Source organism: Streptomyces sp. NPDC091377 (assembly GCF_044757045.1).
GTDB lineage: Bacteria > Actinomycetota > Actinomycetes > Streptomycetales > Streptomycetaceae > Streptomyces.
Genome location: NZ_JBIVUE010000002.1, coordinates 746173 through 761880 on the forward strand (window position 1 = coordinate 746173; position 15708 = coordinate 761880).

The 15708-nt window shown below is 72.4% G+C and carries 11 protein-coding genes; all 11 read right to left on the reverse strand.

Annotation, left to right across the window (positions count from 1 at the left end):
* Positions 1–404: 404 nt before the first annotated feature.
* Positions 405–1823, reverse strand: a complete 1419-nt coding sequence (locus ACIQNG_RS07400; RefSeq protein ID WP_401439185.1) for an NAD-dependent malic enzyme — start codon at positions 1821–1823, stop codon at positions 405–407.
* 451 nt (positions 1824–2274) lie between these two features.
* A complete protein-coding gene (locus tag ACIQNG_RS07405; protein WP_401439182.1) occupies positions 2275–4680 on the reverse strand; it encodes a HelD family protein in 2406 nt (801 codons plus the stop codon).
* 264 nt (positions 4681–4944) lie between these two features.
* A complete protein-coding gene (locus ACIQNG_RS07410; RefSeq protein WP_401439180.1) occupies positions 4945–5727 on the reverse strand; it encodes an anti-sigma factor family protein in 783 nt (260 codons plus the stop codon).
* 50 nt (positions 5728–5777) lie between these two features.
* The gene (locus ACIQNG_RS07415) at positions 5778–6299 is read right to left on the reverse strand and encodes a sigma-70 family RNA polymerase sigma factor (protein WP_010039908.1); all 522 of its coding nucleotides are present in this window, start codon (positions 6297–6299) and stop codon (positions 5778–5780) included.
* Between the two features lie 435 nt (positions 6300–6734).
* Complete coding sequence (locus ACIQNG_RS07420; RefSeq protein WP_401439177.1) at positions 6735–7397, reverse strand: CGNR zinc finger domain-containing protein; 663 nt, start codon at positions 7395–7397, stop codon at positions 6735–6737.
* A gap of 65 nt (positions 7398–7462) precedes the next feature.
* Entirely contained in the window at positions 7463–8665 is a 1203-nt protein-coding gene (locus ACIQNG_RS07425) for a uroporphyrinogen-III synthase (RefSeq protein WP_401482986.1), read from the reverse strand.
* Between the two features lie 134 nt (positions 8666–8799).
* A complete protein-coding gene (locus tag ACIQNG_RS07430; RefSeq protein ID WP_401482987.1) occupies positions 8800–10191 on the reverse strand; it encodes a nitrate/nitrite transporter in 1392 nt (463 codons plus the stop codon).
* 157 nt (positions 10192–10348) lie between these two features.
* Positions 10349–10984: a hypothetical protein gene (locus ACIQNG_RS07435; RefSeq protein WP_401482988.1), complete on the reverse strand. Its 636-nt coding sequence runs from the start codon at positions 10982–10984 to the stop codon at positions 10349–10351.
* Positions 10985–11043: 59 nt separating this feature from the next.
* Positions 11044–12288, reverse strand: coding sequence for an acyltransferase (locus ACIQNG_RS07440; protein WP_401482989.1), 1245 nt, complete (start codon positions 12286–12288; stop codon positions 11044–11046).
* On the reverse strand, positions 12285–14477 hold the full coding sequence (locus tag ACIQNG_RS07445; RefSeq protein WP_401482990.1) for a glycosyltransferase: 2193 nt from the start codon (positions 14475–14477) through the stop codon (positions 12285–12287). The genes ACIQNG_RS07440 and ACIQNG_RS07445 overlap by 4 nt, the downstream gene beginning before the upstream one ends.
* On the reverse strand, positions 14477–15688 hold the full coding sequence (locus tag ACIQNG_RS07450; protein ID WP_401482991.1) for a hypothetical protein: 1212 nt from the start codon (positions 15686–15688) through the stop codon (positions 14477–14479). The genes ACIQNG_RS07445 and ACIQNG_RS07450 overlap by 1 nt, the downstream gene beginning before the upstream one ends.
* Positions 15689–15708 lie beyond the last annotated feature (20 nt).

Here is a 15708-nt window from a genome sequence, read left to right on the forward strand (position 1 = left end):
GTGCCACGCGGCGGAGCCGCATATCGGGCACAGCGAAGCCGATGCTGCCATGGTCCTCGGACGATCCCTGGACCCGGGTCCGTCGTCAGACGCTCGCGCCCAGAGACGCATCCTGCCCCCACCTGCGGCGGGAATGCCAATCCGGCACCCCCGCCTGTCGTGAGAACACCCTGGGGAGTCACACGAAAAGAGGGCTGAGCCTGGCGACACCCTAGAGCGCCGTCGACGCCCGCCGGTTCCGCGACGCGCCGGGTTCGCCGACACGCCGGACTCCTTGACACACCGGGGCAGGGGCCTGTGACAGCGATGCCACGCCTCGTCGAACACGTCGAACGCGTCGAACGCGTCGAACGCGTCGAATCCGTCGTGGCACCCGCCGGCAGTCCCCGCTCCGCCCCGCCAGCCTACGACGCCGTCTGCGCCGCCGCCTTCGCGGCCTCCCGCACCGCCCCGGCGACCGCTCCCGCGACCTTGTCGTTGAAGACGCTCGGGACGATGTAGTTCGGGTTCAGCTCGTCCTCGGTGACGACATCCGCGAGGGCCTTCGCAGCCGCGAGCATCATGTCGGTGTTCACCGTGCGGGACTGGGCGTCCAGCAGACCGCGGAAGACACCCGGGAAGACCAGCACATTGTTGATCTGGTTGGGGAAGTCGGAGCGCCCGGTGGCCACCACGGCGGCCGTCTGACGGGCGATCGCGGGGTCCACCTCGGGGTCCGGGTTCGCGAGCGCGAACACGATGGAGTCCTCGGCCATGGCGGCCACGTCGGCCCCGTCCAGCACGTTCGGGGCGGAGACCCCGATGAAGACGTCCGCGTCGCGCACCGCCTCCTTGAGGGTGCCGGTGAGGTGCTCCGGGTTGGTGTTCTCGGCGATCCAGCGCAGCGGCGAGTCGACGGCGAGGTCGGCGAGGTCCGGGCGGCCGGCGTGCACGACACCGTGGATGTCGGCGACGACGGCGTTCTTCACACCCGCCGCGAGCAGCAGCTTCAGGATGGCCGTACCGGCCGCGCCCGCCCCGGACATGACGACCCGTACGTCGCCGATGCCCTTGCCGACCACCCGCAGCGCGTTGGTCAGCGCGGCCAGCACCACGATCGCGGTGCCGTGCTGGTCGTCGTGGAAGACGGGGATGTCGAGGGCCTCGCGCAGCCGCGCCTCGATCTCGAAGCAGCGGGGGGCGGAGATGTCCTCCAGGTTGATGCCGGCGAAGCCGGGGGCGATCGCCTTGACGATCTCCACGATGGCGTCGGTGTCCTGGGTGTCCAGGCACAGCGGCCAGGCGTCGATGCCGGCGAACCGCTTGAACAGGGCCGCCTTGCCCTCCATGACCGGCAGCGCGGCCTTGGGGCCGATGTTGCCGAGGCCGAGCACGGCCGATCCGTCCGTCACGACCGCGACCGAGTTGCGCTTGATGGTCAGCCGGCGGGCGTCCTCGGGGTTCTGGGCGATCGCCATGCAGACCCGCGCCACACCCGGCGTGTAGATCATGGAGAGGTCGTCACGGTTGCGGATGGGGTGCTTGGACTGCATCTCGATCTTGCCGCCGAGGTGCATCAGGAACGTACGGTCCGAGACCTTGCCGAGGGTGACGCCCTCGATGCCGCGCAACTGCTGCACGATCTGGTCGGCGTGCGCGGTCGAGGTGGCCGCGATGGTGACGTCGATCCGGAGCTTCTCGTGACCGGACGCGGTGACGTCGAGGCCGGTCACCGAGCCTCCGGAGGACTCCACGGCGGTGGTGAGCTGCGAGACGGCGGTTCCGCTCGCGGGCACCTCCAGCCGGATGGTCATCGAGTAGGAGACGCTGGGCGCCGTTGCCATGGCCGACTTCCTCTGCTTTCACGGTGTCGCCGATTCGTGCCGTCCGATCGTCGCACCTACCGCCGAGTACGTGCCAGCCGCCCTCGATTGCGCTCATTTAGTTCACGGACAGATGCGCGAGGGGGTTCGGGGACGGACGGGGACAGACACCTGAGGCCACACTTTTGGAAAATGAATTCCACCATACGAGATTCAGTGGCCGAAAGACAACGGCTACCGGAGGACAACGAAGGAGGCCCACGTCACACCGGACGTGGGCCTCTCGGCTCGCTCGACTCTCACATGCTTCTCACACGTTCTGATGACACCGACCCGCCATGCTCGCCTCGCGGCAAGTGGTCGCTCGTAGCGACGAAGGTTGGGCCCGGGGGCTTGGATCGGGCCGGTGCCACGTCAAGGCTAACAAACCGATGCCCTGGCGCCATTCCCGTAGCGGAAGTTCACCTTCGGGTCACTCGCGCAGCAGATCCGGGACCCCGTCGGCGTCCGGCTGGTCGCGGTCGGCGGAGACCACGGTGAGCTGCTGGGTGGCCCGGGTCAGAGCGACGTAGAGCACCCGCAGACCGGCCGGGGACTCGTCGGCGATCTCCGCCGGGGAGACCACCACCGTCGCGTCGTACTCCAGGCCCTTGGCCTCCAGGCTGCCGAGGGCGACCACCCGGTCGCCGAGCCCGGCGAGCCAGCGGCGGGCCTCCTGGCGCCGGTTCATCGCGACCACCACACCCACCGTCCCCTCCACCTCCGCCAGCAGCCGCTCGGCCGCCGCGCGGACCGTGCGGCCGAGGGACTCCCGTACGACGGTGAAGCGCGGGACGACCCCGGTGGAGCGGACCGCCGACGGGGACTCGGCGCCGGGCATGGCGAGGGCCAGCACTTTGGCGGCCAGGTCGGCGATCTCGGCCGGGTTGCGGTAGTTCACGGTCAGCTCGAAGCGGCGGCCCCGCGAGAAGCGGCCGGAGCCGCCGGTCGACGGCAGCGCCTCGTCCCGGGCCTGGGCCGCCTCCTCCGGGTCGGACCAGGAGGACTGGGCCGGGTCGCCGACCACCGTCCAGGTCGCGTGCCGGCCCCGGCGGCCGATCATCCGCCACTGCATCGGGGTGACGTCCTGGGCCTCGTCCACGATGACGTGCGCGTACTCGGTGCGCTCCTGGGCCAGCCGCTCGGCGCGCTCGCGCCGCGACTCCTCCCGCACCGGCATCAGCTCCTCCAGGCCGGTGAGCTGGTCCAGCGGATCCAGGTCGCGCTTCTTGCGGGGGCGGGCCGGGGCGCCGAGGATCGCCTGGAGTTCGTCGAGCAAGGCGATGTCGTGCACGGTCAGCCCGTCGCGTTGGAGCGAGCGGGCGACCCGGCGGGCCTCCCCGGGGCTGAGGACCCGGCGGGACCAGCGGCCGAGCCGCCGCTCGTCGGCCATGGCGGCGAGCACCCGCCGCGGGGTCAGCTCCGGCCACCAGGCGTCGAGGAAGGCGATGAAGTCGTCCTCGGTGGTGACGTCCTCGTCGAAGGAGGAACGCAGTTCGGCGGCGAGTTCCGGGTCGGTGTGCCGGCCGGGGCCGCCCGACTGCTCCCACAGCGCGTCGAGGAGCAGCTTGCGGGCGCGCGGGCGCAGCAGATTGACGGGGGCGGTACCGGCGAGGGCGGCCTGCCGGATGCGGTCCAGCCGGGCGGCCTGCAGTTCCAGGCGGCGGCCGAAGACGACGACCCGCAGCCGGTTGGGGGCCCCGGAGGGCACGGCCGTACGCGCTCCGCTCCCCTCGCCCTGGGCCTCGTCGTCCTCAAGGCCGAAGGAGAGCTGGCCGGAGGAGGGGGCGGGGTGGTCGGGGCCCTGTTGCAGGGCGCCGCGCGCAGCGCTGCGGAGCACCTTGAGCATCCGGGAGGAGCCCTTGGTGCGGGCGACCGCCGGGGAGTCGTAGAGGGTGGCCTCGGCGCCGTCGACCAGGGAGCCCAGGGCGCGGATGGCGACCTGGCCCTCCTCGCCGAGGGACGGCAGCACGCCCTCGGTGTACGCCACCAGCAGCGGGGTCGGCGAGACGATCAGGATGCCGCCCGCGTAGCGCCGCCGGTCCTGGTAGAGGAGGTAGGCCGCGCGGTGCAGGGCGACGGCGGTCTTGCCGGTGCCGGGGCCGCCCTCGACATAGGTCACGGAGGCGGCGGGGGCGCGGATGACGCGGTCCTGCTCGGCCTGGATGGAGGCGACGATGTCCCGCATGGTGTGGCCGCGGGCCTGTCCGAGGGCGGCCATCAGGGCGCCGTCGCCGATCACGGGCAGCGGGTGCCCGTCCAGGAAGGCGGTCAGCTCCGGGCGCATCAGATCGTCCTCGACGCTGATCACCCGGCGGCCCTTGGAGCGGATCACCCGGCGGCGCACCACCCGGCCGGGGTCGACCGGGGTGGAGCGGTAGAACGGGGCGGCGGCCGGGGCCCGCCAGTCGATGACCAGCGGGGCGTACTCCTCGTCCAGGACGCCGATCCGCCCGATGTGCAGGGTCTCGGCGATGTCGGCGGTCAGATCGGGGCGGATCGCGCCCTCGGCGGGCTCGATCGCGGTGTAGGCGCCGTCGGGGCCCTTCTTGCCGTCCTCGCCGAGGAGCAGGTCGATCCGGCCGAAGAGGAAGTCCTCGAACTCGTTGTTGAGCCGGCTGAGGTGGACGCCGGCCCGGTAGACCTGAGCGTCGCGCTCGGCGAGCGAGCCGGGGGTGCCGACCTGGCCGCCCCGGCCCGCGTCGCGCATCAGCGACTCGGCTTCATGGATCTTCTCCTCCAGGCGCCGGTACACCCGGTCCAGGTGCTCCTGTTCGACACCGATCTCGCGATCTCTGAGAGAGTCGAGCGCGGATTCCTGTTGCGCCTGTGCGGCCACCGGGCCCCCTTCTGACGTGCTGGGCAGCCGTCCACCGTACGCGAAACGAACACCTCAAGGCTACGGGCCCGCCCGGCTGATCACACCGAACGGACCCCGTATGGCTCCGTGAACCTCTGTTTGGCTCCGTGAACCATCTGGATGGCTCCGTGAACCCTGTACCGCTCCGTAGACCGCTATTCGTCTCCCTAGACCGCTGTTCGTCTCCGTAGGCCGCTGTACGGCTCGTAGACCGCTGTACGGCTCAGTAGACCGCTGTTCGGCTCAGACGTCGATCTCCACCAGCTTCTTGCCGTCGTGGGTGACGACCTCGAAGCGGTCGATCTCGCCGGGCTTGAAGGCGGCGCCGCTCTGGATGTAGAGCGGGTTCCTGGCCTGCTCCCGCTGGGCGCCCTCGATGCCGTAGCCCCAGTTCGGGACGGACCAGGTGCTCATCGACTCGCGTTCACCGTTCTCGCCGACGGCGACCAGGGAGCACTTCAGCGGGCCCTTGACGTTCTTCAGCTCCAGGACCCCGTCGGTGCCCCACGCCTTCTCCTGCATGGCGACGGTGGCGGTGACCTTGGTGGTGGGGTCGGTCGCGGTGGCCCGGTCGGGCATCTTCTCGAAGGCGCTCTCGGCCGGGCCCGCCGCCTCGACCTGGCTGGAGCCCGGGCCGCCCCCGCCGCCGTCGTCACCGCCGTCGCTGGTGGCCACGGCCACGAACGGGCCCGTCGCGATCAGCGCGGCGGCTGCGGCCACCAGGTAGAAGGACCGTCGCCGCTTCTGCGCCCGGCGCTCGGCGACCTCGTCCACCAGCTTCTCCGCCAGCCGCGGCGAGGGCCTGGCGGACAGGGACTCCCCGATCGCGGGCGTACCGGCGCCGGGCAGATCGGCGAGCGCGGCCAGCATCGGCTCCATGCCCGCCAGTTCGTCCAGTTGCTGGGCGCACCACTCGCAGCCGGCGAGATGGACCTCGAACGCGGTCGCCTCCGCGTCGTCGAGGATCCCGAGGGCGTAGGCTCCGACCGTCTCGTGCTCGTTCGGGCCCGCTGTTCCCTGCTGCATAGGGCCAGACATACCCGGACCCCCCGCTCCGTACCCCCCGTAAGTGTTCATCACGCCGTCACCCCCCGCTCCTCCAGTGCCAGCTTCATCGAGCGCAGGGCGTAGAACACCCTGGAACGCACCGTGCCACTGGGTATGCCCAAGGTCTCGGCCGCCTCGTTGACGGTACGCCCCTTGAAGTACGTCTCGACAAGCACCTCCCGGTGGGCCGGGGTCAGGTCGTCGAGCGCGTCCGACAGCGTCATCAGCCACAGCGCCTTGTCGATCTCGTCCTCCGCGGGGATGACCTCCAGCGGCGACGGATCGACCTCCTGCGGCCGGGCCTGCCGGCTGCGGTGGCCGTCGATGACGATGCGGCGCGCGACCGTCACCAGCCAGGGGCGTACCGAACCGGTCGCTCGGTTGAGCTGACCGGCGTTCTTCCAGGCACGGATGAGCGTCTCCTGCACGACGTCCTCGGCCCGCTGGCGGTCGCCGGCGACGAGGCGGAGGACGTAGGCGAGCAGGGGTCCGGCGTGCTCGCGGTACAGCGCGCGCATCAGCTCCTCGTCGGGTTCCGAGGGCTGGGACATGCGATGTCGGGCCCTCGATCCACGTTCATTGGCCACGGCCGCATCCTTGCGCACGCCCACCTCCGGTGTCCGGGGGTTCCCCCGAGTCGGTCGCTCGACACCGGGTACGGAGAGCGGGGGGCGGGTGTTCAAAGAGGGGTTGCAGATTTCCGCAGGGTGAGGGCACGAGCGGGGATATGAGCGCACATTCCCGCCGCGTGGGCTTTACATTTCCCGCACAATGCCCAGGGGGGCGGGGGCGGCGAGGGGGTCCGCTCCAACGGGCTTGTGGCGCAAGGTTGTTGCGTAAATCACCCCGGCGGGGACCGACCGGCCCGCCGAGAACCTGGCCCGGCCCGAACCGGCCCGGCCCGGCCCGAACCGGCCCGTCAGACGCCGGCCCATCAGACGCCGCCGGCCCGTCAGGAACCGGCCGTCAGGAACGGCTCGGTGGGGTCACCTGGGTGTGGCCGCCGCTCTCCGGCGGTGGCGGGCCACCCGCTCCCGGTTGCCGCACACCTCGCTGGAGCACCAGCGGCGCCGCCGCCCCCGGGAGGTGTCGAGGTAGACGACGGGGCAGTTGTCGCCCTCGCACTGCCGCAGTCCGGCCCGCGCGGCCGGGTCGGTGAGCAGTTCCACGGCGTCCCGGGCGAGCGCGGCCAGCAGCGCGGCACACTCCGGTGGCCCGGCCAGCTCCCTCACGAGGGTGCCGTCGGCGGCGCGTACGGCCCGGGGCGCCGGGGGCGCGGCGGCGCGGGCGAGGACGTTGACGTGGGCGAGGGAGGCGGCGGCGCGGTCCGCGGGCACGGTGCCGGGCGCGAGGGCCGCCCGTACCAACCGGTCGAGGTGGAAGCGCAGTTCGCGGAAGGCGGCCGGCCAGGTGGGGTCGGCGTGGGCCAGCACCGTACCGGGCGGTACCAGCCGGGAGCGGGCGATCCAGTCGCCCAACTCGGGCAGTGAGCCGAGGCGTTCGGCCGGATGGGTGGTCGCCAGCAGCCCGAGGCAGGGCCGTCCCACGTCGAATCTGGGGGCGAGGGGGCCGGTCGGCGTGGAAAGAGCCGCCGGGGACTGGGAGGGAGGCCGGGCCGTCGTCGTCTCCGTCGCCGTACGCAGTGCCATGTGCCTGTCACCGCCTAGGGGCTGCCGAAGGCAGCGTCACCGTGCAGGGGAACCGTGCGTCCCCCTTACAGTGCCTGCCCGCCGCGGCCGGAGGAAGTCCCCGTGGAGATCGGCTGGGCCGGGTCGGCGTACTTGCTGTCCGCCGCGGGGTCCAGGGCGAGCCGGTAGCCGCGTTTGACGACGGTCTGGATCAGCTTCGGGGCGCCGAGGGCGGTGCGCAGCCGGGCCATCGCGGTCTCGACGGCGTGTTCGTCGCGGCCGGAGCCGGGCAGCGCCCGCAGCAGGTCCGCGCGGGCGACCACCCAGCCGGGGCGGCGGGACAGGGCGCGCAGCAGCGACATCCCGGCGGGCGGTACGGGTCGCAGCGCGTCGTCGACCAGGACGGCGTGGCCGCGGATCTCGACGCGGTGCCCGGCGAGCGGCAGGGCGCGGGCGCGGCCGGGGAGTTCCTGGCAGAGGAGTTGGACGAGCGGGCCGAGCCGGAAGCGGTCGGGGTGGACGGTGTCGACGCCGCGGGCCTGGAGCGGCAGCGCGGTGACCGGTCCGACGCAGGCGGGCAGCACCTCGTGGTGGAGCGCGGTGAGCAGGGCGGGCAGCAGTCCGCGGTCCTCGGCGCGGGAGAGCAGGGACGCGGCGGCGGGCGCGCTGGTGAAGGTGAGCGCGTCCACCCCGTGGGAGACGGTGGCGTCCAGGAGCCGGTCGACCGGCGCGATGTCCTCGGGCGGCATCCACCGGTAGACGGGGACGCCGACCACCTCGGCGCCGGCCGCCCGCAGGGCCTCCACGAACCCGGGCAGCGGCTCCCCGTGGAGTTGGACGGCGATACGGCGGCCCTCGACGCCCTCGCCGAGGAGCCGGTCCAGCACTTCGGCCATGGACTCGCTGGTCGGGGACCACTTCTCGGTGAGCCCGGCGGCCCGGATGGCGCCCTTGACCTTGGGTCCGCGCGCGAGCAGTTCCGCTCCGCGCAACCCGCCGAGCAGCGGCTCGCCGAGTCCCCAGCCGTCGGCGGCCTCGACCCAGCCGCGGAATCCGATGGCGGTGGTGGCCACCACGACGTCGGGGACCCGGGCGATCAGCTCCTCGGTCGCGGCGAGCAGGTCGCGGTCGTCGGCGAGCGGCACGATGCGCAGGGCGGGCGCGTGCAGCACGGCGGCGCCCCGGCGCCGGAGCAGGACCCCCAGTTCGTCGGCCCGGCGGGCGGCCGTCACTCCCACGGTGAACCCGGCGAGCGCGCCGTGCCCACGTGGCTGCTGTTCGTCGTCCATGGCTCTCGTTCCCGCGGCTTCCCGCGTCGGGGTGTCACCGGTTCCGCCGCCGGGGTCCGGGCGGCTCCTGTGCCGAAGGAGCCTGTCAACGGCGCGTGACAGGCTCGGATCGGGTGGATGTCACCGGTGTTACGTCATACCTCGGCATGGCTGAGCTGTGCCTTCGGCCCGGCGGCGGCCCGGTCCACGGTCCGCGCGGCGGGCCGGCGAAGGTATACGGCCCAGGTGACGGCGGAGCAGAGCCCGTAGAAGACGAGGAAGGCGGCGAAGGCCCGTGTGCCGGAGCCGGCGGTCTGGAAGGACTGGCGGAAGGCGAGGTTGATGCCGAGTCCGCCGAGCGCGCCCACCGCCCCGATCAGCCCCATCGAGGCCCCCGACAGCCGCCGTCCGTACGCCGCCGCGGCCTCCCCGTCGAGCCCGAGGGCCAGCGCCTTGTTCTGGAAGATGCCGGGGATCATTTTGTACGTCGACCCGTTGCCGAGCCCGCTGAGCACGAACAGGGCGATGAACGCCCCGGTGAACAGCGGCAGCGAGCCCTGGAGACCGGCGGTCAGGACGACACCGGTGGCGGCGGCCATGCCGACGTAGTTCCACAGGGTGATCCGGGCACCGCCGTACCGGTCGGCGAGGGCGCCGCCCAGCGGCCGGACGAGCGAGCCGAGCAGCGGGCCGATGAAGGTGACGTACGCGGCCTGGAGCGGCGTACGCCCGAACTCCGTCTGGAGCACCAGCCCGAAGGCGAAGCTGTAGCCGATGAACGAGCCGAAGGTGCCGATGTAGAGGAACGACATGACCCAGGTGTGCGGGTCGCGTACGGCGTCCCCGGCGGCGCCGGTGTCGTTGCGCAGGGCCGTGAGGTTGTCCATGCGGAGCGCGGCGAGCACGGCGGCCAGCACGATGAAGGGGAGGTAGATCCCGAGCAGTACGCGCGGCCCGCCCCCGGCACCGATGACGGCGAGGCCCACGAGTTGCATCACCGGGACGCCGATGTTGCCGCCGCCGGCGTTGAGTCCGAGCGCCCATCCTTTCTTCCGCAGGGGGAAGAAGGCGTTGATGTTGGTCATGGAAGAGGCGAAGTTCCCGCCGCCGATCCCGGCGAGCATCGCGCACACCAGGAAGGTGGTGTACGACGTGCCGGGCTCCATCACCGCGAACGCGACGACGGTGGGGATCAGCAGCGCGGCGGCGGAGACGACGGTCCAGTTCCGCCCGCCGAACACGGCGACGGCGAAGGTGTACGGGACCCGGACGACGGCGCCGACCAGGGTGGCCATGGACACCAGGAAGAACTTGTCGGCGGGGGTCAGCCCGTACTCCGGCCCCATGAACAGCACCAGCACCGACCACACGGTCCAGATGGAGAACCCGATGTGTTCGGAGAGCACGGAGAAGAACAGATTGCGCCGGGCGACGGGCTCACCGGTCTCCCGCCAGAACGCCTCGTCCTCGGGCTCCCACTCCTGGATCCACCGGCCCCCACGGCTCGGCGTACGGGTGGGCGGGCTCGTCGTGCTCGGTCCTGGCATGTCGCCTCCACGGTGCTCCGGGGCCGGCCTGGGGTCAGGGCGCGGCTGAGACCCGAAGGTAGGGAGGCGTCGTTTCGGCACCGTGGCGGCGGGTGACCGGAAAGGAACGTTGCTCTCACCGTGCTGGGAGCGCGGATGAGAGGACCGTACGGGGCGTTCAGGGCGCCGCGGTGAAGGGGTTCCCGTGTCCGGGGAGCTGCCCGCCGGGCGGTACGTACCGCAGCCGCCCGTGTGCGTCGGTCACACCGGTGAACCCGGCGGCGCGCAGGGTCGCGGCGTGCTGGTCACGGAACCGGCCGGAGGAGCGGGCCCCGGCCACGGCGAGTCCGACGAGCGCGGCCCACCCCGCGCCGGTGAGGAGCAGGACCGTGCGGTCCGAGCCGAACCGGAACGCGATGGCGGCGGCCATGACGGTGAGGACGGGGACCGCGATGGCGAGCTTCTGCTTGCCGGTCAGTTCGTTGTAGAGGTCGTACTTGATCCGCAGCGCGAGGAGTTCGACGGCGGCGGGGTCGAGCGGCGGCCGAGGCCCCCCGTTGACGGCGTCGGGGTACCGCGCCCGGTTGACGGCGGCCCGCGCCCGCGCCTCGGGCCGGGGATCGGGCACGATCCGTATGCGGAGCCCCTCGGTCCCGGTCCCCGGCTGCCACGCGTCCGCGTACTGGTAGCCGAACTGCTCGGCGAGGTGGGCCAGCCGGGCCAGCGCGGTCATCGATCCCCGCCTGCTGGCGACCTCGACCGGCCGTCCCTCGGCCATGTCCCGCAGCATCTTCTTGACGTGCCGCTGCTTCACGGTGACCCCCGTCTCTCCGCGTACGACCCTGCTCCGGGCAGTTTTTCACACTGTCCGGTTCATCTGCGGTGGTGCCGTCGGCCGCCCCCTCGGTCCGCCCCGTCCGGCCACAGCCTCGGGCGCCGTCGCGCGGCGAGGTCCTCGATCCAGCCGAGGGCGGCGACGGTCAGCCCGATCAGCGGCCAGACCAGGCAGAACATCAGCACCGTGTAGGAGGCGTCGAGGAAGCCGACCGCGCTGTCGTTCTGCGTGAACGGGAGGTCGTAGGCCAGGTCGATGAGGGGGACCGTGGCCATGATGAGCAGGTTGTGCCAGAGGTAGATCGTCACCGCGCGGTTGTTGGAGAGGGTGACGAGCCGGTCCCAGCGCGCCAGCCGGCCGGGCAGCTCACGCCAGGACGGCGCGTACTGGAGCAGGATCACCACGAACCCGAAGGACCAGGTGGCCTGGGCGAGCGGGATGTCGTTGAGGTCCCAGCCGTCCGGGCCCAGATGGCCGGAGGCCCACCACAGGCCGAAGGCCATCACCAGGGAGGCGCAGGAGACGGTGACGTAGCGGGGGATCTCCTTGATCAGGCCCTCGTGGTGGGCGAAGCCCAGCACCCAGCAGCCGCCGTAGACCGCGAAGTCCGTCACCGCGTTGCCGGTCTCGCCGGGGATCGTCACCAGTCCGGTGCCGACGACCGCGGTGAGGCCGAGCGGGGCGAGGAGCGTCGGCCAGGGGGCCCGGCGGAACGCCCACAGCAGCAGCGGTGAGGCGATGACGAACCACAGGTAGGCGCGCAGGTACCAGAGCGGGCCCGCCGCCTGCACGGCCCAGGTGTCCTCCAGGAGGCCGGACTTGGAGCCGATGAGCCAGGGGAAGGGCGGGGCGCCGAACGGGAAGAGGTAGTTGAGCACCTTCAGCCAGCCCCACACCATCCCGTCCGTGCTCTTCCCGGGGTCCCAGCCGCCCGCGAACATCAGCGTCAGCACCACCGCCGCGAACGCCCACAGCGGGGGCAGCAGCCGCCGGATCCGCCCCTTGACCACACCCCCGGCGGGCCGGTTCAGCGACCGGGCCATCAGCGATCCCGCCAGCGCGAACATCACGCCCATGGACGGGAACAGCACGGTCAGCCAGGCCCAGCCGAAGAGGTGGTAGACGACCACCCGCACGAGCGCGATGGAGCGCAGCAGATCCAGATAGCGGTCCCGGCCGTGACCGGCCCTGCCCGGGACGGGGGTGGGGACGGGAACAGGGCCGTGTGCGGGGCCGGGGACGGGTGCGGGGTCATGTGCAGGCCCGGGTGCGGGGTACGTCATGACACCGGCCTCCGGTCGCTGTGTGCCGGGGTCCGTCCGGCGCCCGGGACCTGTCCGCCCGGCGCCCCGACCGCGCCGGTGCGCCGCAGTTTCTGCCAGCGCAGCCGGCCGCCGGTCAGGGCGGTGATCCAGGACTGGAGCAGCACGACGTACATCAGCTGCCGGTAGAGGATCTGCTGGAGCGGCAGGGAGATCAGATGGGTCATCCGCTCCCGGTCCAGGCGGAACGCGTACGCCGCGCAGACCGCCTGGATGGCCAGGACGCCGAGCCAGGCGCCGATCGTCTTCTGTGTCGGGCCGAAGATCAGCCCGTAGAGGAGGAAGACATCGATCAGCGGCGCGAGCAGTGGGGCCAGGACCATGAAGAGGGAGACCAGCGGCAGACCGACCCGGCCGAAGCGGCCCGAGTGGCCGCGCTCCACCAGGGCCCGGCGGTGCTTCCAGATCGCCTGCATGGTGCCGTACGACCAGCGGTAGCGCTGGGACCAGAGCTGCTGGACGGACTCGGGGGCCTCGGTCCAGGCGCGGGCGTTCTCCGCGTAGACGACCCGCCAGCCGTCGCGGTGCAGGGCCATGGTGATGTCGGTGTCCTCGGCGAGCGTGTCGTCGCTCATGCCGCCGACCCGTTCCAGGGCGGAGCGGCGGAAGGCGCCCACCGCGCCCGGGATGGTGGGCATGCAGCGCAGCATGTCGTACATCCGGCGGTCCAGGTTGAAGCCCATCACGTACTCGATGTGCTGCCAGGCGCCGATCAGGGAGTCCCGGTTGCCGACCTTGGCGTTGCCCGCGACCGCGCCGACGCGCCGGTTCCCGAAGGGCTGGACCAGTTCGCGGACGGTCGCCGGTTCGAAGACGGTGTCGCCGTCCATCATCACGATGATGTCGTACCGGGCGTTGGCGAGGCCGCGGTTGAGGGCGGCCGGTTTGCCCGCGTTGAGCTGACGGACCACCCGGACGTCGGGCAACCCCATCGCCTCCACGATCCGCGCGGTGCCGTCGCTCGACCCGTCGTCGATGACGATGATCTCGATCGGATGCTCACTGGCCATCAGCGAACGGACGGTGTTCTCGATGCACTTGGCCTCGTTGTACGCCGGGACCAGCACCGACACCGGTTCGGTGACCGGGCGTCCCCAGCTGAAGCCCGGGCGCCGCACCCGGCGGGCGTGCAGCCCGGAGAGCAGCAGCATCAGCACGAACCGGCCGATGACCAGCGAGCCGACCACGGCGAGGCCGACCACCAGACCGTCGGTGATCTTCCCGGACGCCTGGACCAGGAAGATCCACGCCTTGCCCTTCCAGAGGTCGAGTCCGGTCACCTCGCTGTGCGCGCTGGGCGCGTCCAGGGCCTCGGTGAGGTTCTGGAAGCGGTAGCCGTGCTCCTTCATCTCGGGCAGCATCCGGTCCAGCGCGGCCACCGTCTGCGAGCGGTCGCCGCCGGAGTCGTGCATCAGCACGATCGCCCCGTGGCCGTCCTCCGGAGTGGCGCGGTGGATGATCTCCTCGACGCCCGGCCGCTTCCAGTCCTCGCTGTCGGTGTTGTTGACGACGGTGATGTAACCGCGCGAGCCGATGTACCGGGTGACCGGCCAGGACTTGTCGTCCATGGCGTGGGCGAAGGAGGAGTACGGCGGGCGGAACAGGGAGGTGCGGATGCCCGCGGCGCCGGTGATGGCGAGCTGGTTCTGGGACAGCTCCCAGTCGATGCGCCGCTCGGACTGGTAGGAGAGGTCCGGGTGGTTGAAGGTGTGCAGCCCGATCTCGTGCCCCTCCTGGACCATCCGGCGGACCAGTTCCGGGTGGCGGGAGGCCATGGTGCCGGTGACGAAGAAGACGGCGTGCGCGTCGTGCTCCTTCAGCACGTCGAGGACCTTGGGGGTCCAGACCGGGTCGGGGCCGTCGTCGAAGGTGAGGACCATCCGGTGGTCCGGCACCCTGAGGCTGGTCGGGGTGGCCCCGCGGGTGTCGATGACCGGGCCGCCCTTCTCCACGGCCTCGGGGACATGGTCGTCGGAGACCGGCGGCCTGACCCGGTGGTCGGCCAGGATCTCGCTGTGCACATAGCCGCGCAGCATCAGCATCGCCATCAGCGCGACCAGGAGGGAAACGGGCAGCAGCAGCCGCATGGGCAGGCGCCGACGCCGTGGGCCGGAGGGGGCTGGGCCCCTCCGGCGACTGTGGGATGCCATCAGAGGACGTACTCCGGGGACGGGGAGAGAGCGGCGTGCCGTACGGCGGTCGCGGGGGTGGTGGCGTCCACCGTCGTGGGACGGGCGGACGCGGCGAGCGGTGTCGCGGGGGCGAGCGTGCCGTCTGTGGCGGCCGTGGCGGCCGTGGCGGCCGTGGCGGCCGTGGCGGCCGTGGCGAGCATGGCGGCTGTGGCGAGCGTGGCGGCTGTGACGCCGGGGGCCGCTGTGTCCGGGTCGCGGGGTCCTGCGGTGTCCGGCCGGGTGAGGTCGGCGCCGGCGCCGGCGCCCGTGCCGTGGGAGAGCGCGGCGCCCTGGACCGTCAGGCCGGTGCCCGGACCGCCGCCGCCGCCCGCCTCGCCGTTGCCCTCGGTGGAGGTGGGGTCGGGGGAGTTGGGGGCCGTGTCGGTCGGTTCCGGGTCGGGGGAGTTGCCGGAGGTCTCCGTCGGCTCGGTGACCGGGCCGCTCGGGTCGGTGCCGGGGCGGGTCGCACCGCCGCTCCGGGTCGGCCCGGGCTCGGCCGACGTGCCCGGTTCGGTCGGGCCCGTGGTCTCGTCCGTGGCGCTGGGGGTGGTGCCGGGCGAGGACTCGGCTTCCTCGCTCGCCGACGGGGTGCCCGCGGACGCGGTCGCGTCGGGGGCCACGGCCTCGGCCGACCGCTCCGGCAGCGGGGTGGTGTCCACCTTCCCGGCGGGCTGCTCGTCCTTCGGGCTCTTCACGGGCAGCCAGGGGGCGTCCGACGTACCGGACAGCAGGGTGGCGACCATCACCACGGCGTAGATCGCGCAGGCCACCGCCACGGCGATACCGAGCCGCCGGAATCTGCGGCTGCGCCGACCGGTTGCGTCCACGAACACCGGCCCGTCACCGCCGTCCGACGGATCGTCCGGCGCCTCCCGCACGGTTCCGCCGGCCCCGAGTTGCACCGCGTCCAACTGGACGGTCACCTCGTGCGGGTCGTGGGAGTGCGGGTCGGCCGCCACGGGCGGGGCGGGGCCGTCGTCGCCGGACGGCCGCCAAGGGGTACGCGGAGGCGTGGCGGAGGCATTGCCGTGGACGCCGACACGGGCACCGGCGGAGGCGGGGGCAGGGCTGGACATCCCGGTGCGCGGGAGCACGTCGGTGGCTGTGTCGAGCGGCACACCCCAGGAACCGACCTGCCGCGCCGGGGGATCGGTCCGCCCGGGCGCCGGGTCGGACACCGTGGCGGTCACGGGCGGCAGCGGAGCATCTG

Bases quoted from the DNA above. Each gene is read 5' to 3' on its own strand.
- ACIQNG_RS07400 (WP_401439185.1), bottom strand. From the start codon at position 1,823: ATGGCAACGGCGCCCAGCGTCTCCTACTCGATGACCATCCGGCTGGAG.
- ACIQNG_RS07410 (WP_401439180.1), bottom strand. From the start codon at position 5,727: ATGCAGCAGGGAACAGCGGGCCCGAACGAGCACGAGACGGTCGGAGCC.
- ACIQNG_RS07415 (WP_010039908.1), bottom strand. From the start codon at position 6,299: ATGTCCCAGCCCTCGGAACCCGACGAGGAGCTGATGCGCGCGCTGTAC.
- ACIQNG_RS07420 (WP_401439177.1), bottom strand. From the start codon at position 7,397: ATGGCACTGCGTACGGCGACGGAGACGACGACGGCCCGGCCTCCCTCC.
- ACIQNG_RS07425 (WP_401482986.1), bottom strand. From the start codon at position 8,665: ATGGACGACGAACAGCAGCCACGTGGGCACGGCGCGCTCGCCGGGTTC.
- ACIQNG_RS07430 (WP_401482987.1), bottom strand. From the start codon at position 10,191: ATGCCAGGACCGAGCACGACGAGCCCGCCCACCCGTACGCCGAGCCGT.
- ACIQNG_RS07440 (WP_401482989.1), bottom strand. From the start codon at position 12,288: ATGACGTACCCCGCACCCGGGCCTGCACATGACCCCGCACCCGTCCCC.
- ACIQNG_RS07445 (WP_401482990.1), bottom strand. From the start codon at position 14,477: ATGGCATCCCACAGTCGCCGGAGGGGCCCAGCCCCCTCCGGCCCACGG.